The organism is Streptomyces sp. NPDC004266 (genome assembly GCF_042874095.1).
Taxonomy (GTDB): domain Bacteria; phylum Actinomycetota; class Actinomycetes; order Streptomycetales; family Streptomycetaceae; genus Streptomyces.
Genome location: NZ_JBIAMM010000016.1, coordinates 83,222 through 104,733, shown reverse-complemented (window position 1 = coordinate 104,733; position 21,512 = coordinate 83,222). Strand labels below are relative to the sequence as shown.

General features: G+C 71.4%; 21 protein-coding genes and 1 tRNA gene. 15 read left to right on the top strand and 7 right to left on the bottom strand.

Features of this window, described 5'->3' with window-relative positions; genetic code table 11:
• Positions 1-705: helix-turn-helix domain-containing protein (locus ACFYUZ_RS31645; RefSeq protein WP_389315007.1), on the bottom strand; the 705-nt coding region annotated here is incomplete at its 3' end.
• A gap of 103 nt (positions 706-808) precedes the next feature.
• On the opposite strand from ACFYUZ_RS31645, the gene ACFYUZ_RS31640 reads away from it, so the two are divergent.
• The 3 genes from ACFYUZ_RS31640 (at position 809) to ACFYUZ_RS31630 (ending at position 2,209) form a co-directional block, all read left to right on the top strand.
• On the top strand, positions 809-1,333 hold the full coding sequence (locus ACFYUZ_RS31640) for an ATP-binding protein (protein WP_389315005.1): 525 nt from the start codon (positions 809-811) through the stop codon (positions 1,331-1,333).
• Positions 1,334-1,412: 79 nt separating this feature from the next.
• Complete coding sequence (locus ACFYUZ_RS31635) at positions 1,413-1,808, top strand: copper chaperone PCu(A)C (protein WP_389315004.1); 396 nt, start codon at positions 1,413-1,415, stop codon at positions 1,806-1,808.
• A gap of 26 nt (positions 1,809-1,834) precedes the next feature.
• Entirely contained in the window at positions 1,835-2,209 is a 375-nt protein-coding gene (locus ACFYUZ_RS31630) for a hypothetical protein (protein WP_389315002.1), read from the top strand.
• A gap of 31 nt (positions 2,210-2,240) precedes the next feature.
• On the opposite strand, the gene ACFYUZ_RS31625 is transcribed toward ACFYUZ_RS31630, so the two are convergent.
• The 4 genes from ACFYUZ_RS31625 to ACFYUZ_RS31610 all read right to left on the bottom strand — a co-directional run bounded on the left by ACFYUZ_RS31625 (position 2,241) and on the right by ACFYUZ_RS31610 (position 7,329).
• Entirely contained in the window at positions 2,241-2,621 is a 381-nt protein-coding gene (locus ACFYUZ_RS31625; protein ID WP_389315001.1) for a VOC family protein, read from the bottom strand.
• Between the two features lie 10 nt (positions 2,622-2,631).
• Entirely contained in the window at positions 2,632-3,552 is a 921-nt protein-coding gene (locus tag ACFYUZ_RS31620) for a cellulose-binding protein (RefSeq protein WP_389314999.1), read from the bottom strand.
• Positions 3,553-3,683: 131 nt separating this feature from the next.
• Positions 3,684-6,323 (bottom strand): SUKH-4 family immunity protein, encoded by a 2,640-nt coding sequence (locus ACFYUZ_RS31615; RefSeq protein WP_389314997.1) that lies wholly within the window; start codon positions 6,321-6,323, stop codon positions 3,684-3,686.
• Between the two features lie 7 nt (positions 6,324-6,330).
• Positions 6,331-7,329, bottom strand: a complete 999-nt coding sequence (locus tag ACFYUZ_RS31610; RefSeq protein WP_389314995.1) for an SMI1/KNR4 family protein — start codon at positions 7,327-7,329, stop codon at positions 6,331-6,333.
• A 278-nt stretch (positions 7,330-7,607) separates the two neighbouring features.
• Between ACFYUZ_RS31610 and ACFYUZ_RS31605 the strand changes: the two genes are divergently transcribed.
• Both ACFYUZ_RS31605 and ACFYUZ_RS31600 read left to right on the top strand, forming a co-directional pair.
• The gene (locus ACFYUZ_RS31605) at positions 7,608-8,120 is read left to right on the top strand and encodes a YwqJ-related putative deaminase (protein ID WP_389314993.1); all 513 of its coding nucleotides are present in this window, start codon (positions 7,608-7,610) and stop codon (positions 8,118-8,120) included.
• A 9-nt stretch (positions 8,121-8,129) separates the two neighbouring features.
• Positions 8,130-8,621 (top strand): SUKH-3 domain-containing protein, encoded by a 492-nt coding sequence (locus tag ACFYUZ_RS31600; RefSeq protein WP_389314991.1) that lies wholly within the window; start codon positions 8,130-8,132, stop codon positions 8,619-8,621.
• Here the strand turns inward: ACFYUZ_RS31600 and ACFYUZ_RS31595 are convergent.
• The gene (locus ACFYUZ_RS31595; protein WP_389314989.1) at positions 8,618-9,916 is read right to left on the bottom strand and encodes a sensor histidine kinase; all 1,299 of its coding nucleotides are present in this window, start codon (positions 9,914-9,916) and stop codon (positions 8,618-8,620) included. The two genes, ACFYUZ_RS31600 and ACFYUZ_RS31595, sit on opposite strands and share 4 nt — an antisense overlap.
• A gap of 115 nt (positions 9,917-10,031) precedes the next feature.
• Between ACFYUZ_RS31595 and ACFYUZ_RS31590 the strand changes: the two genes are divergently transcribed.
• From ACFYUZ_RS31590 to ACFYUZ_RS31555, 8 genes are all read left to right on the top strand, one after another.
• The gene (locus ACFYUZ_RS31590; RefSeq protein WP_389314987.1) at positions 10,032-10,889 is read left to right on the top strand and encodes a hypothetical protein; all 858 of its coding nucleotides are present in this window, start codon (positions 10,032-10,034) and stop codon (positions 10,887-10,889) included.
• Positions 10,890-10,918: 29 nt separating this feature from the next.
• A tRNA-Gln gene (locus ACFYUZ_RS31585) sits at positions 10,919-10,990 on the top strand.
• A gap of 113 nt (positions 10,991-11,103) precedes the next feature.
• Complete coding sequence (gene glmU / locus ACFYUZ_RS31580; protein ID WP_389314985.1) at positions 11,104-12,549, top strand: bifunctional UDP-N-acetylglucosamine diphosphorylase/glucosamine-1-phosphate N-acetyltransferase GlmU; 1,446 nt, start codon at positions 11,104-11,106, stop codon at positions 12,547-12,549.
• 121 nt (positions 12,550-12,670) lie between these two features.
• A complete protein-coding gene (locus ACFYUZ_RS31575) occupies positions 12,671-13,645 on the top strand; it encodes a ribose-phosphate diphosphokinase (RefSeq protein WP_015034148.1) in 975 nt (324 codons plus the stop codon).
• A 321-nt stretch (positions 13,646-13,966) separates the two neighbouring features.
• Positions 13,967-14,554, top strand: coding sequence for a 50S ribosomal protein L25/general stress protein Ctc (locus tag ACFYUZ_RS31570; RefSeq protein WP_389314983.1), 588 nt, complete (start codon positions 13,967-13,969; stop codon positions 14,552-14,554).
• A 91-nt stretch (positions 14,555-14,645) separates the two neighbouring features.
• Complete coding sequence (pth, locus tag ACFYUZ_RS31565) at positions 14,646-15,242, top strand: aminoacyl-tRNA hydrolase (RefSeq protein WP_389314982.1); 597 nt, start codon at positions 14,646-14,648, stop codon at positions 15,240-15,242.
• A 39-nt stretch (positions 15,243-15,281) separates the two neighbouring features.
• A complete protein-coding gene (locus ACFYUZ_RS31560) occupies positions 15,282-15,725 on the top strand; it encodes a hypothetical protein (protein WP_389314980.1) in 444 nt (147 codons plus the stop codon).
• A 218-nt stretch (positions 15,726-15,943) separates the two neighbouring features.
• The gene (locus ACFYUZ_RS31555; protein ID WP_389314978.1) at positions 15,944-16,759 is read left to right on the top strand and encodes an LPXTG cell wall anchor domain-containing protein; all 816 of its coding nucleotides are present in this window, start codon (positions 15,944-15,946) and stop codon (positions 16,757-16,759) included.
• Positions 16,760-16,828: 69 nt separating this feature from the next.
• Here the strand turns inward: ACFYUZ_RS31555 and ppc are convergent, their stop codons facing one another.
• Positions 16,829-19,558, bottom strand: a complete 2,730-nt coding sequence (gene ppc, locus ACFYUZ_RS31550; protein ID WP_389314976.1) for a phosphoenolpyruvate carboxylase — start codon at positions 19,556-19,558, stop codon at positions 16,829-16,831.
• 238 nt (positions 19,559-19,796) lie between these two features.
• Between ppc and ACFYUZ_RS31545 the strand changes: the two genes are divergently transcribed.
• The gene (locus ACFYUZ_RS31545) at positions 19,797-20,780 is read left to right on the top strand and encodes an acyl-CoA desaturase (protein WP_389314974.1); all 984 of its coding nucleotides are present in this window, start codon (positions 19,797-19,799) and stop codon (positions 20,778-20,780) included.
• Positions 20,780-21,469 (top strand): TetR/AcrR family transcriptional regulator, encoded by a 690-nt coding sequence (locus ACFYUZ_RS31540; protein ID WP_225801455.1) that lies wholly within the window; start codon positions 20,780-20,782, stop codon positions 21,467-21,469. Before ACFYUZ_RS31545 ends, ACFYUZ_RS31540 begins: the two co-directional genes overlap by 1 nt.
• Positions 21,470-21,512 lie beyond the last annotated feature (43 nt).

Genomic DNA, 21,512 nt, shown 5'->3' with positions numbered 1-21,512 from the left:
GACGTAGAGGAACTTCTTTCCGTCCTTGCGCGTGACGACCGTGAACGGCCCGTTCACGCCCGCATTGTCCTCGCACTCGGTCGGCATGACCTGGAGCTCGACGTTCCGTCGCTGGCCGATCAGGAGCAGATGCTCCAGCTGGCCTCGAAGCACCTCTTTGCCGCCGTACCGGTGCCGTATCACCGACTCGTCCATGACGAAGCTCAGCAGGGGAGCAGGGCGCCGGTCGAAGATGTCCTGGCGTACGAGTCGGGCCGTCACCCGCTGCTCGATCGTCTCCTCGTCCAGCGGCGGGCGCCGCATGTCCAGGAGTGCCCTCATGTACTCCTCGGTCTGGAGCAGGCCGTTGACCACCATCGTGTCGTACATCAGCAGCTCTATGGCCTGCTTCTCCAGCTGCGCCATCCCCTGGAAGAACGCCGGGTACTGCGCCCGCTCCAGCTGGTCCTTCCAGACCTTCAGCAGCCCGCCCGCGTCGAGCAGTTCGTCCGCGCGGTCGATCGCCTTCGGCGGCGGGATCCTCCGCCCCTGCTCGAACGAGGCGATGGTCGACGCCGAGTAGCCCAGCCGCTTGCCGAACTCCTCCCGTTCCATCCCCGCCCTCACCCGCAGCGTCTTCAGGCTCTGCCCGAACGCCGCCACCGCCCCCAGGCCCGACCTGTCCGCCGCCTGGCCCACCTCGGCCTCGGGCTCTTCCTCCGCCAACGCACCCCACCTCTCGTACCGGCACCGACACGGCACGTACAAGCAGATCGCGTCAGCGCGTCACCCCTGGTCACGCTACGCCACCAAGAGGAGCGTGGGAGGCATGACGAGCAACAACGACAGCCCCACCGGCACCAGCCAACTCTCAGGTGTCTCTCCTTACTTGGGCGGCCGGATCTTCACCCTCAGGTTCACGTCGACCGCCCGGGGCGCCCGGCTCGCGCGCCGCCTCGTCGCCGTCCGGCTCGACGAGTGGGGCGTCCCGTACGGGACCGAGGCGCACGAGACCGTCGTGCTGGTCGCGGCCGAGCTGGCGGCGAACGCGGTGCGGCACGGGCACGTGCCGGGGCGGGACTTCCAGCTGCTCCTGCGGGTCGCGGGCGGGCCCCGCCCCACGGCGCGGATCGAGGTGAGCGACACCCGGGCGGAGCGCGTACCGCCCCGGCCCGGCCGCCTTCAGGAGCCTGAACTCCGGGAGGGTGGAAGGGGGTTGCTGCTCGTCGAAGCGCTCGCCGACCGGTGGGGGTGGTGTCCGAGGCTGCGGGCGCCGGGGAAGACGGTGTGGGCGGACGTTTTCCTGACAGAGGACATGGTTTCGGACGATGTGGCGAGTATCGGCCGATTTTGACGCCCCGGGGGTTCGACGGTCGTTGATCACAGCGGCCCAGGAGCTGGGCCGCTGACGTTCACGACCGAAAGGCGCGCCGATGAAGACGCCCGTCTCGACGTATGTCACCACGGTTCCGGAGACCACCTGGGTGCGGTGGCTGCCCAACGCGCTGCCCGCCGCCGGCTACACCACGCTCAAGAACTCCTCCGAGGAGCCCATCGACGTCACCAAGGTCAAGAGCCCCGACTACAAGAACATCACGATCTACCAGACCGTCGTGGACTCGGAGTCCTCGAAGATGGTGAAGGTCGACAAGGTCACCATCCCGGCCAAGGGCGAGTTCAAGCTGACGCCCGGCAAGTACCACCTCATGTTCGAGAAGCCGACCCACCTGATCACCCCCGGCGACAACGCCCGGGTGATCTTCTTCCTGTCGACCGGCAAGGTCTTCAAGATGCGCATGCCCGTCCGCACCTCCCCCGAGCTCTACTGACCCTCCCCACCCCCTGGAGCATCCGCATGGGCACCTACCACCTCGACCTCGGCGACGCGCGGACCGAGGAACTCGACGACGTCATCAACCTGCTCGTCGACGGCGACGAGTTCGACGTCGACGCCTTCGTCGCCTCCGACAAGGGCTCCGACGAGCCCCGCCGGGGCAGCCTGATCATCGTCCGCAACGACGAGCGCAACGCCGCCGCCGGCCGCTGGGTGCAGGCGGTCGAAGACCTCACCACCGAGCAGGACGTCGTCCTCATCGTCGGCGACCCGGCCTCCCCCGAGGCCCGTCGCCTCCACCTCACCAAGGCGTGGGCGTCCACCAGCTTCCACGAGGACGAGGACGACGACCCCGAGGCCATCGCCCTCGCCTTCGCCGACATCGCCGTCAAGTAGCGCCCCGGAGGGCGGCCGGGCGCGCCGCCCGTCACGAGGCCGCGGCCCCGCGCGGGATCGTCAGGCAGAAGGGGTGGCCCGCCGGGTCCAGGACCACCCGCCACAGGTCCGGGCGGGGCTGGACGTCCGGGACGGTCGCGCCCCACTCCACGAGGCGGGCCGCGGCCTCGTCCAGGTCGTCGACGTCGAAGTCGAGGTGCAGCTGCTGCGGGACCTCCTGGCCCGGCCAGGACGGAGGACGGTAGCCGTCGACGCGCTGGAAGCCGAGGAAGAGGCCGTCCGCACCGCGCAGTCCCGCGAACTCGTCGTCGGACCGGTCCGCGAGCGGGAGCCCGGTGGCCCGGTGGTAGAAGGCGGCCAGGGCCATGGGGTCGGCGCAGTCCAGCGTGACCGCCACCAGTCTCATCAGCATGGGACGGAGCCTAGTCGGCGTCCTCGGAGCCGCCGTCCTCCGCCGAGTCGGGCTTCTCCTCGGCCCGTTCCGGCGCGGTCGGGCGGCCCGTCAGCGCCGCCAGCGAGGTGCGGATGTGCTCCATGTGGGAGTGGATCTCGTCCCGGGCCTCCTCGTGCTCCCGCAGCACCCGCTCCGTCTCGCGCTCGATCCGCTCCGCCTTCACCCTGGCCTCGGCGAGCAGCTCCGCCGCGCGGGCCTCGGCGTCCTCCTGGCCGTGCCGGGCCTGCTCCTCCGTCTCGGCCAGGGCCCGCTGCGTCTCCGCGAGCCCGGCCTGCGCCGCCGCGACCTGTTCCTCGTGGCGGGCGTCCAGGGCCGCCGCCTCCGCCTCGGCCGTGCGCTCCGCCTCGGTCCGTACGGTCCGCTGCTCCTCCCGCTGCTCCGCGAGCAGCGCCTCCGCCCGGCGCTCGGTCTCCTCGAAGGCCTCCCGCGCGGCCTCCCGGGCGCCCTCGGCGTCCCGGCGGGCGATCGCCACCATCTCCTCGGCCCGCGCACGGGCCTCCTCCAGGGTCGCCAGGGCCTCCGCGTCCGCCGCGGTCCTGACCTCCCGCGCATACGCCTCGGCGGCCTCCGTCGCCTCCCGGGCCGCCCGCTCGGCGGCCTCCGCGAGGGCCTGCGCCTCCGACTCGGCGGCCCTTACGAGCCGCTCGTCCTCGTGCTCGGCCAGCTCCAGGATCTTCTGCGCGGTCTCGCCGAGGGACTCGTACCGCTGCGGGGCCAGCTGCTTGACGGCCAGGCGGAGCCCGGCGGCCTCCGTCTCCATCTCCTTCGCGAGGACCGTGAGCCGCGCCGCCCGCTCCCAGCCGGCGTCGCGCTCCCGTTCGAGTGCGGCGACGTGACGGTCGACCTGCTCGGGGCGGTACCCGCGCCCCCGCCCCACGGCGAAACTCATCCCGGACGCCCCTTCTCCCTGGTCCCGACCCGTAAAGCCCGACCCATAAAGAATGCGGCATCAGAACGGACAAAAGGCGCCCAACGTGGCCACACGCCGAGCGCCTTTCATCACATTCCGACTCCCCCTCGCTACAGCAGACCGTCCCACATCTGCTCGAGGAGCACCGACCACCAGTTCTCCGGCGACGACAGCGCCGCCGGGTCCAGCATCGCCAGCTGCGCCTGGAAATCGACCGTCCAGCGACCCGCCTGCTCCGGGTTCAGCCCGAACCGCAGCCGCCACATCCGGCCGAGCAGCGCCATCGACCGCGTGAACTCCGGCAGCCCCGTGTTCACGAACTGCGGCGGCACCGACTGCCCGCCCGGACCGGCCTCCACCGGCACCGCCACGATGTGCGCGGTCCCGTACTGGACGCAGATCGCCCGGCCGAAGTCCGAACCGAGCACCAGGTACGAGCTCGCGTCCGGCGCCGCCTGCACCTGCCGCTGCGCCGCCAGCTCCGCCAGCGTCGGCACCACCGGCACCGCCGGCTGCGCCCAGAAGAACGGACCGAAGTCCGCCGGAAGCCCCGCCCACACCAGCGTGCGCGCCACGATCTCCGGCACGCCCTGCCGGGACACCGCCCGCTGGTCGAACCGGAGCACGCCCGGGCCGAACGCGCCCGCCAACTCCTGCGCGATCCCCTCCGGGGGGATCGGCGGCGCCGGCTGCACCTGCGGCAGCGGCGCCCGCACCGGGGCCGGACGCGCCGGACCGTCCGCGACCTGATGCAACTCGCCCTGATGGGTCAGCAGTTGACGCATGCCCTGCTGCCGGCCCGCATGATCACGGCCGTACGGGGCGATGCTCGTGATCCGCGCCTGCGGCCACGTCTCCCGGATCATCCGCGCGCAGTAACCACCCGGCAGCTCGCAGGACTCCAGCTCCGTGTGGAGCTCCAGCACCTGCTGCGGCGGCACGTTCAGCGCGCGCAGCTCGTGCAGGATCTGCCACTCCGGATGCGGGGTGCCCGGCGCCGAACGCCGGATGATCTGCGCCTCCGAACCGTCCGGCGCCCGATAGCGCAGCACCGCCTGGTAGCCGGGGCCGACCGTCGGCTGACCCGCCGGATGCGGATAGCCGTACGCCGGAGGCACGGGCGCCCCTGGCACCGGACCGGGAGGCACCGGACCGGGAGGCACGGGACCGGGCGGCGGCGTGTGCCCGCCGACCGGCGGCGCCGGAGCGGGCGGGGGCGGAGGAGCCCCCGGACCGCCCAGACCACCCGGACCGGGGTGCGCCAGCATCGTCGCCGCGTGCGCGATCCCGCCCGCGGGCGTACCGCCCGGCACACCCGGCGGCGGCGGGGGCGGCGGAGGCGCGCCCGGACCGCCCTGGTTCGGATGCGCCAGCATCGTCGCCGCGTGGTGCACCGGCTGCGGCGGCGTGTGCCCGCCGACCGGCGGCGCCGGAGCGGGCGGAGGCGGAGGACCGGGCGGACCCGGCTGCGCGGGCGGACCGGGCGGCTGGGGCCCGTCGGGCCCGAGCTGCGACACCAGCTGCGTGGGGATGTACGCGTTGCCGCCCGACGAGGCCCCCGGCACACCCGGAACACCCGGCGGCGGAGGCGGCGTCGGACCGCGCCCGGCCCTCGGCGGCGGGGTGGCCTTGCTGGTCGCGGCGCCCGCGATGTCCCCGGCACCCGGCGCCGAGGGCGCGGGCGGCGGAAGCGGCGCGCCCGGACCGGCCTGCGCGGGCGGCGACGGCGGGGCGGGCGGAACCGTGCCCGGGGCCGGTGCCGCCGGGTCCAGACGGGGGGCGATCGCGGTCGGCGGCAGCGCGCTGCCGCCCTTCATCAGGGCGGTCGGCGCGTCCGCGCCCACCGACGGCGGCGGGGCGTCCTCGTCGTCCGTCCCCGACAGCGGCGGCGCGAAGACCGTCGCGGGCAGCGGCACCGCCCCGTCCGCACCACCGGAACTCGCGTTCGCGTCCACCCACGGGCTGGACGGCGCGGGGACGGGCGGAGCCGCGGGCGCGACCGGCGGGGCGGGCGGCGCCGCGGGGCCCGACACGGCCGGGCTCGACGCCGGGACACCGTCCATCGCCGTCGGCTCGTACGCGTCGTCCTCCGAAGCCGGGGCCGAGGGCGAAGCCGGGGCCGAGACCGGGGCCGGTGCGGGCTCCACGGCCGGAGCCGGAGCCGTCGCGGCCTCCGAAGCGTCCTCCGCCCCCGTCACCGACGCCGACGCCGACGAGTCCGTCGAGACGGAGGAAGCGGAAGAAGCCGAGGAAGCAGAAGAAGCAGAAGAAGCCACCGAGGCCGAAGGCCCCGCCACCCCCACCGCGTCCGACGAATCGTCCAACGGCGCCGACGCGCTCACGCTCTCCTGCGAGGCGTGCGACTCCTCCCTCGGCAACCCGATCTTGTCCGCCGCGTCCTGCAACCACTCCGGCGGACTCAACAAGAAGGACGTCTGGTTCAGATCGATCCGCGCCGCCGGCACCGCCGCCTGCGCCGGAACCTCGTCCGTCGCCCCGTACTCCTCCTCGTACCGCCGGATCACCTCACCCACCGGCAGCCCCGGCCACAGCGTCGCCTCACCGCTGTCCCGCGCGATCACCAGCCGCTGACGCCCGCCGTCCGACGTCGGACCGCCCTCGCGGTCCTCCGCCCACACCACGAACCCCAGCTCGAACTCCCGCACCCGCACCTCACGGTGCTGATAGCCCGGCAGATCACCGTTGACCCATTCCTCGGCGCGCTCCTGCGCCTGCGCGAACGTCACCACAGCCAGCTCACTCCCCCACCGGGACCACGGGCACGGCACGCGCGAAGCCACCGTCCACCATCAGGTTCGCCACCGTCTCCAGCTCCGGCGGATTGCCCGCCAGACGCCCGAGGAACGCGTCGAAGTCCGCACCGCAGGGCAGCAGCAGCCGCTCCACCCGCTCGTTCACCGTCCACCCGGCCGCCACCTCGCCGGAGTCCCGCGCGTCGTCGTACGCGCAGAACCACACCGAACCGACCGCCGCGCCCCGCACCTTCAGCGCGATCAGACCGCCCTGGACGAAAGCGACGCCCAGGTAGTCCTTCGTCAGATGGTCACGGAGACACTTGTTGACGTAGACCAGGTCATTGACCCCCGCCTCCTCCCGCACCGTGAAGAACGGCTGGTCCACCAGCACACCCAGCTCCGCGTCGAGCGCCGCCCCCACCGGGGCACAACCGCCCGCCGCCTTCAGGAACGAGCGGTACGCCCCCGGCAGCCGATAGCCGAGATCCTCCTCGACGCCCTGGAGCTGCTGCTCCGACACCGACAGACGGCCCTTCGGCAGCCCGAAGTGCACCGGCCGGGTCTCCTGCAGCGGACGCGTCCCCCGCTTCGACTGGTCCACGGCGGCCGTCGCCACCCCGCCGTGGTGCCGCAGCAGCGCCTTCACCTCGACCGGCACCAGCTCCATCCGCCGCGAACGCGCCACGTGGTGCCACGTCCAGCCGTGCGGGGTCGCCACCGACGGAATCGTGTCCCACAGCTCATGACCGGTCGCCGCCAGCGCCGCGTTCGCCGACACGTAGTCCGTCAGACGCAGCTCGTCGACACCGAAGCCCTCCGGCGGGTCCGCGATCTCCGCCGCCGCGCGCGCGTACGGCGAGAAGTCCGGATAGCCGCGCTCGTCCACCCGTACCCCTCTGGGGTGACGGGACGCACGGACCGGATCCGGGAAATGCACGACCTGCCCGGCGTAGGCCGCGTTCGGTGGCGCGGTGTCCTGCCCGAGCCGACCTGTCGTCATGGCGGTTGCCCCCTGCATGGCGTCGCTGACTGCTTGCTACCGACAGTCGACGGCTGCGGCCGACTGATGCCGCACAGCCTATGCGCTGCCACAAGAGGCCGAACCGGACCCGATCCCTCCGCGACCGAGAGTGACCAACTGTCACGACGCCATGACAGGTGCACCATGATTCCGACACACCGAAGACGCGTTTCGCCGCCCCAGCTTCCCCATATGGCTCCCTATTTGGCAGGCTGTCCACGCAACTCGGGGGATTGCAGGAGGGGAAGACCAGCGCCATGTACGCAGCAACAACGCCCACACAGGGTGACCCACGCCTCAACTGGAGCAGCAGCGCCGAAACCACGCGCGCACCCTCACTGCGCCACCGCCGCGACGGAATCCTCCCCACCGTGGGAGCCGCCCTCTCCGTCCGCGGCGAGACCCTCACGTGCACCGCGGGCCGCGGCGACCAGCCCCCCGTCCTGCACGCCCTCGTCCAGGACTTCCTGGACACCCTCACCAGCAGCCAACGGGAACGCTTCACCGGCCGCTGCCCCGAGGCCATCCTGCTCTCCCGGCACCTCACCGCCGCCGAGAACAACCGCTCCAAACGCGCCCAGCGCAAACCACTCACCCACAGCGAGGCCCGCCGCTCCCTCAAGCAGGCCAAACTCACCGCCCGCCGCATCCGCGAGGACGGCGACCCGCTCCACGGCAGCTACGCAGCCCCCTGCCGCTCCTGTACGGCGATGCTCGCCCACTTCGGCGTCCGCGCCGTCGACCCCACCACGCCTGTCGAGAACGGCTGACCGCACCCCATGCCCGACCACCTCAGCACCACCCGCTTCCCGGTCAACGTCGACGCCGCCCTCCGCGAAGCCGGCTGGCAACCCGGCCGCTGGGACATCAAGCTCGCCGAAGAATGGGCCGACACCCTCCGCGCCCACATCTCCCCCGCCGGCCACCGGCACAGCGTCTTCCCCGCCGCCGTCGAGGCCTGGGCCGAATTCGGCGGCCTGCGGATCACCGCACCCGGCCACGGCCGGCAGATAGCGCCCGCCGCCGTCCGCTTCGACCCCCTCGCCGGACTCCACCTCTCCCGCACCCTCGCCGACCTCGGCCGCGCCCTGGACACCGAACTCGCCCCCCTCGGCGAAGAAGGCGAACACCAGGCCGTCCTCGCCATGGACGTCGAAGGCCGCGTCTACAGCCTCGACCACGCGGGCGACTGGTACCTCGGCAAGGACATCGACGCCGCCCTGTCGGCCCTCGTCACGGGAGCCCAGCCGACCCGCCTCACGGCGGGCTAGCCGACCGGCAGGGCCGGCAGCACCGCCGACACCTTGAAACCCCCCGCCTCCGTCGGACCCGACACGAACACACCCCCCAGCCGCACCACCCGCTCACGCATCCCCACGAGCCCGTTCCCCCCGCTCGGCAGCCCCACATCCGCCACCGCCGCGTCCGACGGCCCGTTCTCCACCTGCATCGCGACCTCCGCGCCCCGATGCGCCAGACGCACCACGACCTTCGCACCCGCCGCGTGCTTGTGGACGTTCGTCAACGCCTCCTGCACCACCCGGTACGCCGTCCGCTCCACCTCCGGGGCATACGGACGCGCCTCCCCCGTCACCACCAGCTCCACGGCCGCCCCCGCCAGCCGCGACTGCTCGCACAACCCCTCCAGGGCCTCCAGACACGGCCCGTCCTCGGCCGCCGCCTCCGCGGCAGCGGCAGCGGCCCGCCCCACGGCCGCCAGCGGCACCGCCGCCGGAGCGGCCGGAACCGCCTCCTCCCGCAGCACCCCCAACATCTCCCGCAGCTCCGTCAACGCCTGCCGGCCCATGTCCCCCACCAGCGCCGCGTTCTTCACCGCCTTCTGCGGATCCTTCAACGCCACCGCCTGCAACGCCGCCGCGTGCACCACCATCAACGACACCCGGTGCGCCACCACGTCGTGCATCTCCCGCGCGATCCGCGTCCGCTCCTCCTGCCGCGCCCACTGCGCCCGCTGCTCCGCCCGGTCCGCCAGCAGCGACAGCTCCTGCTCCAAGCTGTCGGCCCGCTCCCGCAGGCTCTCCATCAGCCGACGCCGCGCCCCTATGTAGAGACCGAAGAGAACGGGCGGCGCGTTGAGCCCGAGCGTCATGAAGAGCGAGACGCTCGGCACGTACCAGCCACTGGGATCGATGTCCTGGGCGACGTCCTGCCGCATCCGCACCACGGTCACGACGAACACCGCGAGCGTCGACATCCCCGCGAGCACCGCCGTGATCCGCCGGGGCACCTCGGAGGCGGCGAGCGAGTACAGCCCGACGATCCCCATCAGGTAGCCCATCTCGGCGGGCGCGACGGCGATCGACACGAGCACCACGGCGATGGGCCAGCGGCGCCGGACGAGCAGCACGGACCCCACGAGCAGCCCGAACACCACCCCCAGCGGCACCGGCAGCGAAGCCTTGTCGGCGAACCCGACGCCCTCGACGGCACACTCCAGCGCGGACACGAGCGCGAGCACCCCGTCGAGCACGGCGCTCCGCCGTCTCCCCCACCACCACCAAGTCCCGACGCCCACGGCGTCCCGGTCTGCCCCCGTTGTGGTCATACCCACCACCCTACGGGTGGGACCCCACGTCAACCCGGCGCACACCAGTCCCTCGAACAGTTGAATCGCCCGAATCTTCGACCCGGACGTCCGCATTCCGGACGATGGTGTTCGTATGACAGCCGAGACGAACCGGTACGCGGACTTCGACGACCTACGGGAACAGGCCGTCGCCCTGCGCCGAGAAGGCCTCAGCCTCCGCCAGATCCGCGACCGCCTGAAGATCTACAACAACGACCTCCTCCACCGCCTGGTGAAGGGCGAGCCACCGCCGGCCTGGACCAAGCGCCCCAACGCCAAGGACGACCTCCGCGACCGCGCCCGCGAGCTACGCCTCCAGGGCTGGACCTACGACCAGATCCAGGTCGAGCTGGGCTGCTCGAAGAGCTCGATCTCGCTGTGGGTGAGGGACCTGCCGAAGGTCGACCACCGGACTCCTGCGGAGCAGGGCAGGGAGGCAGCCCTGAAGCGATGGGCCCACGAGGGCCCCCTCCGCGAGGCCGCACGGACGGCGGCCATTCGTGAGGCGCAAGCCGCGGTCGGGGCCCTCAGCCAGCGGGAGTTGTTCCTTGCAGGCGTCGCCTTGTACTGGGCAGAGGGCTCCAAGAGCAAGCCCTACCGCCGCGACGAAACCGTTGCCTTTATCAACAGCGATCCCAGCGTCATCACCGTCTACCTGGCCTGGCTCGATCTCCTTCAAATCCCTCGCGAACAGCTGAGCTTCCGGGTGATGATCCACGAGTCCGCCGACGTGGCCGGCGCAGAGGCGTACTGGGCGGGCCTCGCCGGAGTTTCCGTCGATCGCCTGCAGAAGACCACACTCAAGAAGCACAACCCGAAGACCGTACGCAAAAACACCGGGTCCGAATACCGAGGGTGTCTGATCATCCGGGTGGCCGCGGGCTCCCGCCTGTACCGTCGCATCGAAGGGTCTTGGTACGGCATAGTGGAGGCCGCCAAGCCGAGGGACTAGCGACTTGTCCGTTTCGGCCGCATATGCAATCCCCTGTGGTGTAATTGGCAACACGGGTCACTTTGGATGATTTATTCCAGGTTCGAGTCCTGGCAGGGGAGCAATATGCTCAGTTCGGGTCCTACCCTCACGGGTCAGGACCCGCACTCATGTCCGCCTCCTTGTCCCCCGGTATCCTTCGTGCGTCCACCACCCAAAGCCGAAGGGCATTCCCGTGAGCGCCAACCGCCCGGCAGCCGTCGTCGTCCTCGCAGCGGGTGAGGGCACCCGCATGAAGTCGAAGACCCCCAAGGTCCTGCACGAGATCGCCGGGCGTTCGCTCGTCGGGCACGTCGTGTCCGCCGCCCGGGAGCTGGAGCCCGAGCACCTCGTCGTGGTCGTCGGGCACGCCCGTGAGCAGGTGAGGGGGCATCTGGAGGAGCACTACGCCGGGACCCGCACCGCCGTCCAGGAGGAGCAGAACGGGACGGGGCACGCGGTGCGGATGGCTCTGGAGGAGCTGGGTGCCGCGCCCGAGGGGACCGTGGTGGTCGTCTGTGGCGACACTCCGCTGCTGTCCGGGGAGACGCTGAAGGCGCTGGCCGGGACGCACGTCGCGGACGGCAACGCCGTGACCGTGCTGTCGGCCGAGGTTCCGGACTCGACCGGGTACGGGCGGATCGTGCGGGACGCCGACGGGGCCGTGACGGAGATCGTCGAGCACAAGGACGCCTCCGCCGAGCAGCTCGCCATCCGGGAGATCAACTCCGGTGTGTTCGCGTTCGACGGGAAGCTGCTGGCCGAGGCGCTGGGTCAGGTGCGGACGGACAACAGCCAGGGTGAGGAGTACCTCACGGACGTGCTGTCGATCCTGCGTGAGGCGGGTCACCGGGTCGGTGCCTCCGTCGCCGGCGACCACCGGGAGATCCTCGGGATCAACAACCGGGTGCAGCTCGCCGAGGCCCGTGCCCTGCTGAACCGGCGGCTGCTGGAGCGGGCGATGATGGCCGGCGTCACGGTCGTGGACCCCGGGTCCGTGTTGGTGGACGTCACGGTGACCTTCGAGGCCGACGCGGTGCTCCTGCCGGGTACGCAGTTGCACGGTGCGACGCACATCGCGGAGGACGCCGTGGTGGGGCCGAACACGCGTCTGACGGACGTGACCGTGGGCAAGGGTGCCCGGGTGGACAACACGGTCGCCTTCTCCGCCTCCGTGGGCGAGGGCGCTTCGGTGGGTCCGTTCGCGTACCTCCGTCCGGGGACGAACCTGGGGAAGAAGTCCAAGGCGGGTACGTACGTCGAGATGAAGAACGCGACGATCGGTGAGGGCACGAAGGTCCCGCACCTGTCGTACGTGGGTGACGCGACGATCGGCGAGTACTCGAACATCGGTGCGGCGAGCGTGTTCGTGAACTACGACGGCGAGGCGAAGCACCACACCACGATCGGCTCTCACTGCCGTACGGGTTCGGACAACATGTTTGTGGCTCCCATCACCATCGGGGACGGGGCCTACACCGCCGCGGGGTCCGTGATCACGAAGGACGTGCCGGCCGGTTCGCTCGCCGTGGCCCGGGGCCAGCAGCGGAATATCGAGGGTTGGGTGGCCCGGAAGCGGCCCGGCAGCGCTGCCGCGCAGGCCGCTCAGGCCGCCGCTGAGGAGTCCGCCGGCGAAAGCTGACCGGAAACAGGTACGTCGAACTCGGCGTACCGTGATACGTGCACACAAATTCGGCTGGCACGCACATGCGCTCGACAGGCGCGGGGTCGCGGCCAGAGAACACGTCTGAGGAGACAGTGCTGTGACCGGGATCAAGACGACCGGCGAGAAGAAGCTGATGCTCTTCTCCGGCCGCGCCCACCCCGAGCTGGCCGAGGAGGTCGCGCACCAGCTGGGCGTCGGTCTCGTTCCGACCAAGGCGTTCGACTTCGCCAACGGTGAGATCTACGTCCGCTTCCAGGAGTCGGCGCGCGGCGCGGACTGCTTCCTGATCCAGAGCCACACGGCTCCGATCAACAAGTGGATCATGGAGCAGCTGATCATGATCGATGCTCTGAAGCGGGCCTCCGCCCGGAGCATCACCGTGATCATCCCGTCGTACGGCTATGCCCGTCAGGACAAGAAGCACCGTGGCCGCGAGCCGATCTCGGCGCGTCTGGTGGCGGATCTGCTGAAGACGGCGGGTGCGGACCGCATCCTGACCGTGGACCTGCACACGGACCAGATCCAGGGCTTCTTCGACGGTCCGGTGGACCACCTGTCGGCGCTCCCGGTGCTCGCGGACTACGTGGGTGCGAAGGTCGACCGTTCGAAGCTGACGATCGTCTCTCCGGACGCGGGTCGCGTGCGGGTCGCCGACCGCTGGTGCGACCGTCTGGACGCGCCGCTGGCGATCGTGCACAAGCGTCGTGACAAGGACGTCGCCAACCAGGTGACGGTGCACGAGGTCGTCGGTGACGTGAAGGGCCGCGTCTGTGTCCTGGTGGACGACATGGTCGACACGGGTGGCACGATCTGCGCCGCGGCGGACGCGCTGTTCGCGCACGGTGCGGAGGACGTGATCGTGACGGCCACGCACGGCATCCTGTCGGGTCCGGCGGCGGACCGGCTGAAGAACTCGAAGGTCAGCGAGTTCGTGTTCACGGACACGCTGCCGGTGCCGGGTGCGCTGGAGCTGGACAAGATCACGGTGCTGTCGATCGCGCCGACGATCGCGCGTGCGGTGCGCGAGGTGTTCGAGGACGGTTCGGTGACGAGCCTCTTCGAGGAGCACTGAGCGCCGCGTAGCTGAGTGAGGAGGGCCGTTTCCCCCGCTTGGGGGGGAAGCGGCCCTTTCTCGTGTCCGTGGAGGCGGCGCGGACCGCGGGGGCGTTTCCGGGCAGGTGGGCGGCGGGCCTGGCCGGGCGGGAGGGGCGGGGCGGGCTGATCCATTTGGGCGGTCCCGGGGCGGCGGGTAGACTGCCGTAGTTGCTCGGCGAGGGAGGCCGTGCCCGTAGAGGGTCACGGCGGTCCGTTATCGACGCGCTCTTCGTAGCAGGCCATCGCCAGTCGTGGCCGGGTGACCACCTTTTTCGTCACCTTCTACGAGGAGTGCACCATGTCCGAGGTCAAGCTCGCCGCTTCCGTCCGCACCGAGTTCGGCAAGGGCGCCGCCCGCGCCATCCGCCGTGACTCGCAGGTTCCCGCGGTCGTCTACGGCCACGGCTCGGAGCCGGCCCACATCACCCTTCCGGCCCACGAGCTCGGTCTCGCGCTCCGTACGCCGAACGTCCTGCTCTCCCTGGACATCGACGGCAAGAACGAGCTGGCGATCCCGAAGGCCGTCCAGCGTGACGCCATCAAGGGCTTCCTGATCCACGTCGACCTGCTGCTCGTCAAGCGCGGCGAGAAGGTCACGGTCGAGATCCCGGTCCAGGCCGAGGGTGAGCTGGCCCCCGGCGGCAACCTGCTGGAGCACGTGCTCGGCACCCTGTCCGTCGAGGCCGAGGCCACCCACCTCCCCGAGGCCGTCACGGTCTCCGTGGAGGGCCTGGAGGCCGGTGCCTCCGTCCTGGCCAAGGACATCACCCTCCCGAAGGGCGCGACCCTGGTGACCGACGCCGACGCCGTCGTCCTGCAGGTCCTGGCCGCGCAGGCCGAGGAGCCGGCCGCCGAGACCGAGGCCGCCGAGGGCGCCGAGGCCTGAGCCGTAGGCTCTGCCTGACGTGACGGGGTGACGGGCCGTACGGGCCCGTCGCCCCGTTTCTCTTGTACGGACACGAGGAGACCTGACGCACATGACGGACGACGCGAACGCCCCCTGGCTGATCGTCGGCCTCGGCAACCCGGGGCCCGAGTACGCGGCCAACCGCCACAACATCGGTTTCATGGTCGTGGACCTGCTCGCGGACCGGATCCGCGGCTCGTTCAAGCGGGCGCAGAAGGCCCAGGCGCAGATCGTGGAGGGCCGGATGGGGCCTCCGGGGCCCGAGAACCGCCGGGTGATCCTCGCGAAGCCGATGTCGTACATGAACCTCTCGGGCGGTCCGGTGACGGCGCTGCGCGACTTCTACAAGGTGCCGACGGCGCACGTGGTGGCGATCCACGACGAGCTGGACATCGACTACGGGGTGCTGCGGCTGAAGCTGGGCGGCGGCGACAACGGGCACAACGGTCTGAAGTCGATGACGAAGGCGATGGGCGCGGACTACCACCGGGTGCGGTGCGGGATCGGGCGTCCGCCGGGCCGGATGCAGGTCGCGGACTTCGTCCTGAAGGACTTCTCGTCGACGGAGCGCAAGGACCTGGAGTGGTTCGTGGACCGGGCGGCCGACTCGGTGGAGTGCCTGGTGGCGGAGGGCCTGGAGCGGGCGCAGTCGGCGTACAACTCGTAGGGTCGGCGTCCGGAACGTACGACTGTACGATCGCGGGTCATGACGCACGTCCGTACCGCAGCCATGGCCCTGGTCGCCCTGCTCCTCGTCGTCGCGGGCGCCTGGGCCTCGTGGAACTCCGCCCAGCACGTCCTGCTCGCGAAGGGCCGTGAGCACGGGACGTTGACGGTGACCGACTGCACCGACGACACGTGCAGCGGCCGTTACGTGCCGGAGGACCCGTCGTCGACGCGCCGGACGCTGTCGATCGCGCGTTCGGTCGCGGCGGAGAAGGGCGTGACGATCCCGGTGGTGGTGAAGCCGGGCACGGACGAGGGCGTGCGGACGGGCTGGGGCGGGGGGCTGCACGCGTGGCTCCCGCTGGGCGGGGCGCTGCTGCTGGCGGCGCCGCTGGTGGGCGGGGGGATGCGCCTGTCGCGGACGGCGTGGTCGTTGGCGGGGGCCGGCGGGGCGGTGCTGGTGGCGGCGTTCTTCGCGCTCTGATCTCCCTGGGGGATCCCATGGGGGCCCCACGGGGCCTGATTCCAGGGGCAATTGTTATGCACCGCTGGCTTAAGGGCCGTTCGGGGCGACGGATAGGCTGCCTCAGCCACCTCCCACGGCATCCTCATCCCACAGATGGACGACTGCACATGCGACGTACCCTCATATCCTCTGGCGCGCTCGTCGCCGCCGTAGCAGGTTCTCTGATCCTCGCGCCGATGGCTTCGGCGTCCGAGGGCCCGACGTACGAGCTCAAGCTGCACCAGAAGACGCCGATCACGGCGGCCGGCTTCCAGCAGGGGGAGTGCCCGGACACCATCCCGGCCGACAAGGACGGTTGGCACTTCGTCATCCCCGGCGGCGGTGTCGACTTCGTCAAGCTGACGGTGACGTTCGAGCCGGGCGGCGAGCAGGTCATCACGTCCTTCGGCCCGCCGAAGGACGACCACGCCTACGTGGCCTCGGAGGCCGGTGCCAAGCTGACCTCCGCGGTCGCTCTGGTCGACGGCGAGGTGAAGCAGGGCTTCTTCAACCTGTCCCACACCTGCGCGGCCGAGTCCGGCACCACCACCGGTGGTTCCACGACCGGCGAGCAGACCACGGGCGGCTCCACCACCGGTGAGCAGACGACCGGCGGTTCCACGACCGGCGAGCAGACCACCGGCGGTTCGACCACCGGTGAGCAGACCGCGGGCGGCTCCACCACGGGCGAGACCACCACCGGCGAGACCTCCGCGACCGGTGGCTCCACGACCGGTGAGGCCTCCGCCACGGGCGGCTCCACCACGGGCGAGACCACCGCGACCGGCGGTTCCACGACCGGTGAGACCACCGCGACCGGCGGCTCCGCGACCGGTGAGACCACCGCCGCGGGCGGCTCCACCGGTGGTTCGGCCACCGGCGGCTCGGGCGAGGGCAACCTCGCCGAGACGGGCTCCAGCGCCCCGGTCGGCATCCTCGCCGCCGCCGCCCTGGCCCTCGCGGCCGCCGGCGCGGTCCTGGTGACCCGCCGTCGCAAGGCCCAGCAGGACTGACGCACTCCGTCGTGACGGTGCCCCCGTGGAGGATTCCACGGGGGCACCGTCATGCGTGCGGAAGGGCCGTCAGCCGGTGTTGCGGAGGCCCGCCGCCACGCCGTTGACGGTGAGGAGCAGGGCCCGTGCGAGCAGCGGGTCCGGGTCCTGGCCGCGCTCGGCGTCCGCGCGCTGGCGGGCGAGGAGGGCGACCTGGAGGTAGGAGATCGGGTCCAGGTAGGCGTCGCGGATGGCGAAGGTCTGCTGGAGGACCGGGTTGGAGTCGAGGAGCCGCTCGCCGCCGGTGATCTTGAGGACCTCGGCGACGGTCAGGGCGTGCTCGGCCTCGATGGTGTCGAAGACGTGCTTGAGGTTCTCGGGGACGAGGGTGTCGACGTAGTGGCGGGCGATCCGCAGGTCCGTCTTGGCGAGCGTCATCTCCACGTTGGAGAGGAAGTTGCGGAAGAAGCCCCACCGCTCGTGCATCTCGGCGAGGACGGCGTCGAGGCCGGCCTCGCGCAGGGCCTTGAGGCCGGAGCCGACGCCGAACCAGCCGGGGACGATCTGCCGGGACTGGGTCCAGCCGAAGACCCACGGGATGGCCCGCAGCCCGTCGAGCGAGACGCCGGAGCCGGGGCGGCGGGAGGGCCGGGAGCCCAGGTGCAGGTCGGCGAGCTGGTCCACCGGTGTCGACGCGAGGAAGTACGTCGGCAGGTCGGGGTCCTCGACGAGGCGGCGGTAGGCGGCGTGGGCGGCGTCGGAGACGACGTCCATGGCCGCGTCCCAGCGGGCGAGGGCGTCGTCGGACTGGCGCGGCGCGGTGTGCAGGGCGGAGGCCTGCAGGGTGGCGGCGACGGTCAGTTCGAGGTTCTCGCGGGCGAGGGACGGGATGAGGTACTTGTCGGAGATGACCTCGCCCTGCTCGGTCACCTTGATCTCGCCCTCCAGGGTGCCCCAGGGCTGGGCGAGGATCGCGTCGTGCGAGGGGCCGCCGCCGCGGCCGACGGTGCCGCCGCGGCCGTGGAAGAGGCGGAGGCGGACGCCGTAGCGGTGGGCGACGTCGCGCAGGCGGCGCTGGGCGCGGTGGATCTCCCACTGGCTGGTGGTGATGCCGCCGAACTTGGAGGAGTCGGAGTAGCCGAGCATGACCTCCTGGACGTCGCCGCGGAGGGAGACGAGGCGCCGGTAGGAGGGGTCGGCGAGCATGTCGTCGAGGATGACGTCGGCGGCCTTGAGTTCGTCGGTGGTCTCCAGGAGCGGCACGATGCCGATCTTGGCCCAGCCGGCGTGGAGGTCGATCAGGCCGGCCTCGCGGGCGAGGACGGCGGCGGCGAAGACGTCGTCGGCGCCCTGGCACATCGAGATGATGTACGACTCGATGACCTCCGGGCCGAAGCGCTCGAAGGACTCCTTGATGGTGTGGAAGACGCCGAGGGTCTTCTCGCCGGCGGCGTCCAGCGGGGCCGGGGTCGGGGCGAGCGGGCGGCGGGAGCGCAGCTCCTTGGCGAGGAGCTTCTGCCGGTAGTCGCGGGGCATGTCCGCGTACCGCCAGGACTCCTCGCCGAGGCGGTCGAAGAGCTGGCCGAGGGCGTGGTGGTGGGCTTCGGCGTGCTCGCGGACGTCCATGGTGGCGAGCTGGAGGCCGAAGGCGGAGAGGGTGCGGATGACCCGGTCCATGCGGCCGTCGGCGAAGAGGGCGCCGCGGTGCTCGCGCAGCGAGGTCTGGATCAGGGTGAGGTCGCGGATGAGGTCGGCGGTGCCGAGGTAGTCGCGGCCGTCCTGGTGGGGGGTGCCGTGGGCGAGGCGCTCGCGGGTGTTGACGAGCTTCTGCCGGATGCAGGTGGCCTTGAGCCGGTAGGGCTCCTCGGCGTTGAGGCGCTTGTAGCGGGGGCTGATCTCCGGGAGGAGGTCCAGGTCGCGCTGGAGGGAGTCCAGGAGTTCCTGGGTGGCTCCGGTGTAGCGGATGGAGTTGGAGAGGAGTCCGCGGAGGAAGTCGATGAGTTCGAGGGCGTCGGTGATGCCGTGCTCGTGCTGGAGGATCAGGACGTCCCAGGTGACCTGGGGGGTGACGTTGGGGTTGCCGTCGCGGTCGCCGCCGATCCAGGTGCCGAAGGTGAGGGGGCGGGTGCCGGAGGGCAGTTCGACGCCGACGCGCTCCAGTTCGGCGGCGAGGTCCTCCAGGACGTCGCCGACGGCGTCGGCGTGCAGCTCGTCGAGGTAGTAGATGGCGTTGCGGGCCTCGTCGGCGGGCTCGGGGCGGACGACCCGGAGCTCGTCGGTCTGCCAGATGAGGTCGATGTTCTCGGCGAGGCGGAGGTCGGTGCGGCGCCGGTCGGCCTGGGCGACGGGGGTCTCCAGGAGGGCGGCGATCCGGCGGAGCTTGTTGAGGACCGAGCGGCGGGCGGCTTCGGTGGGGTGCGCGGTGAAGACGGGCCGGACGCTGAGGTTCTTGACCGTCTCGCGGACGTGCTCGGGGTCGCCGTCCTTGAGCATGTCGACGGTGCGGGCGAGGAGGCCGCCCTCGGCGGCGCGCTTCTCGCGCAGCTCGCGGCCGCGGTGGACCTGCTCGGTGACGTTCGCGAGGTGGAAGTAGGTGGAGAAGGCGCGCACCAGCTTGGCGGCCGTCTCGAGTTCGACGCCCCGGAGCAGCTCGGCGGCGGCCTCGCCGTCCTCGCGGGTGAGGCGGCGGACCTTCTCGACGAGGTCGAGGAGTTCGTGTCCCTCCTGGCGTACGAGGGTCTCGCCGAGGAGGTCGCCCAGTCGGCGGATGTCGGCGCGCAGCTCGGTGCTGGCGGTGGGGGTCTGGTCGGCACTGCTCACAGGTGCGGCTCCTTGCAGTGTTTGGGCACGTCTGGAGGGGTTCTGGAGGCTTGCGGACCGCGCTGTCCGACGCCCCCAGGATAGGTGTCCACATGGTGGGCGGCGGGCAGGCCCCTGTTTGTGCCCTCTTGCCGCGCGCCACGGCGCTGCCATACTTACGACGCCGTAGGTTACGGAGGCGTAGCCACGGATCCGTCCTTCGACGCGTTTCCCCTTCCCCTCACCCCCAGGGACACCCATGACCATGAGCCCCGAGATGACATCGGCGTCCGAGGCGCCGGCCGTCGACGAGGCGCTGCCCTCCGCCACGCTGGGCGGGGACAGCAAGCGTTCGATCGAGCAGATCACCCTGCTGCTGTTCATCACGGTGCCGTTCCTGGCGCTGCTCGCGGCGGTGCCGCTGGCCTGGGGCTGGGGGGTGAGCTGGCTGGATCTGGGGCTGATGGTGGCGATGTACTACATCGGCTGCCACGGGATCACGATCGGTTTCCACCGGTACTTCACGCACGGTTCCTTCAAGGCGAAGCGGCCGCTGCGGATCGCGCTCGCGATCATGGGTTCGCTGGCCGTGGAGGGGCCGCTGGTGCGCTGGGTGGCGGACCACCGCAAGCACCACAAGTTCTCGGACGCGGAGGGCGACCCGCATTCGCCGTGGCGGTTCGGCGAGACGGTCCCGGCGCTGATGAAGGGCCTGTGGTGGGCGCACATCGGCTGGATGTTCGACGAGGAGCAGACTCCGCAGCACAAGTACGCGCCCGATCTGATCAAGGATCCGGCGATCCGGGCGATCTCGCGCCAGTTCGTGCTGTGGACGGTCGTGTCGCTGGCGATCCCGCCGCTGGTGGGCGGTCTGGTGACGATGTCGTGGTGGGGCGCGTTCACGGCGTTCTTCTGGGGTTCGCTGGTGCGGGTGGCGCTGCTGCACCACGTGACCTGGTCGATCAACTCGATCTGTCACGCGGTGGGCAAGCGGCCGTTCAAGTCGCGTGACCGTTCGGGCAACGTGTGGTGGCTGGCGGTGCTGTCCTGCGGCGAGTCCTGGCACAACCTGCACCACGCGGACCCGACGTCGGCCCGGCACGGGGTGCTGCGCGGGCAGCTCGACTCCAGTGCGCGGCTGATCCGCTGGTTCGAGCAGCTGGGCTGGGCGACCGATGTGCGCTGGCCGGCGAAGTCCCGCATCGAAGCCCGCCGCCAGAGCGCGCCCGCAGACGCGGCATGATGGAAGACGTGGCGATCGAGGGCAGGACCGGCGGTACGGGCGGCAGCGGCGGAGAGCAGAAGCCCCGGCGTGGGCGCCGGGTGCGGATGACGGGCGCGGAGCGCCGGGAGCAGTTGCTCGACATCGGTCGCACCCTCTTCGCGGAGAAGGGCTTCGAGGGCACGTCGGTGGAGGAGATCGCGGCGAAGGCCGGGGTCTCCAAGCCGGTGGTGTACGAGCACTTCGGGGGCAAGGAGGGGCTGTACGCGGTCGTGGTCGACCGGGAGATGCGGCAGCTCCTGGACGGGGTGACGGGGGCGCTGACGGCGGGGCATCCGCGGGAGCTGCTGGAGCAGGCGGCGTTCGCGCTGCTCGACTACATCGAGAACTACACGGACGGTTTCCGGATCCTCGTACGGGATTCGCCGGTGGCGCAGTCGACGGGCACGTTCGCGTCGCTGATCAGTGACATCGCCACGCAGGTGGAGGACATCCTGGGTCTGGAGTTCAAGGCGCGGGGTTTCGACCCGAAGCTGGCGCCGCTGTACGCGCAGGCGCTGGTGGGCAGCGTGGCGCTGACGGGGCAGTGGTGGCTGGACGTCCGCAAGCCGAAGAAGGCGGAGGTCGCGGCGCACCTGGTGAACCTGGCGTGGCACGGGCTCGACGGTCTGGAACAGAAGCCGCGGCTGATAGGGCACCGGAAGAGCTGAGCGGAGGCTCCGGAGAGGTTCCGGAGGGTAAAGCTCTGGCATG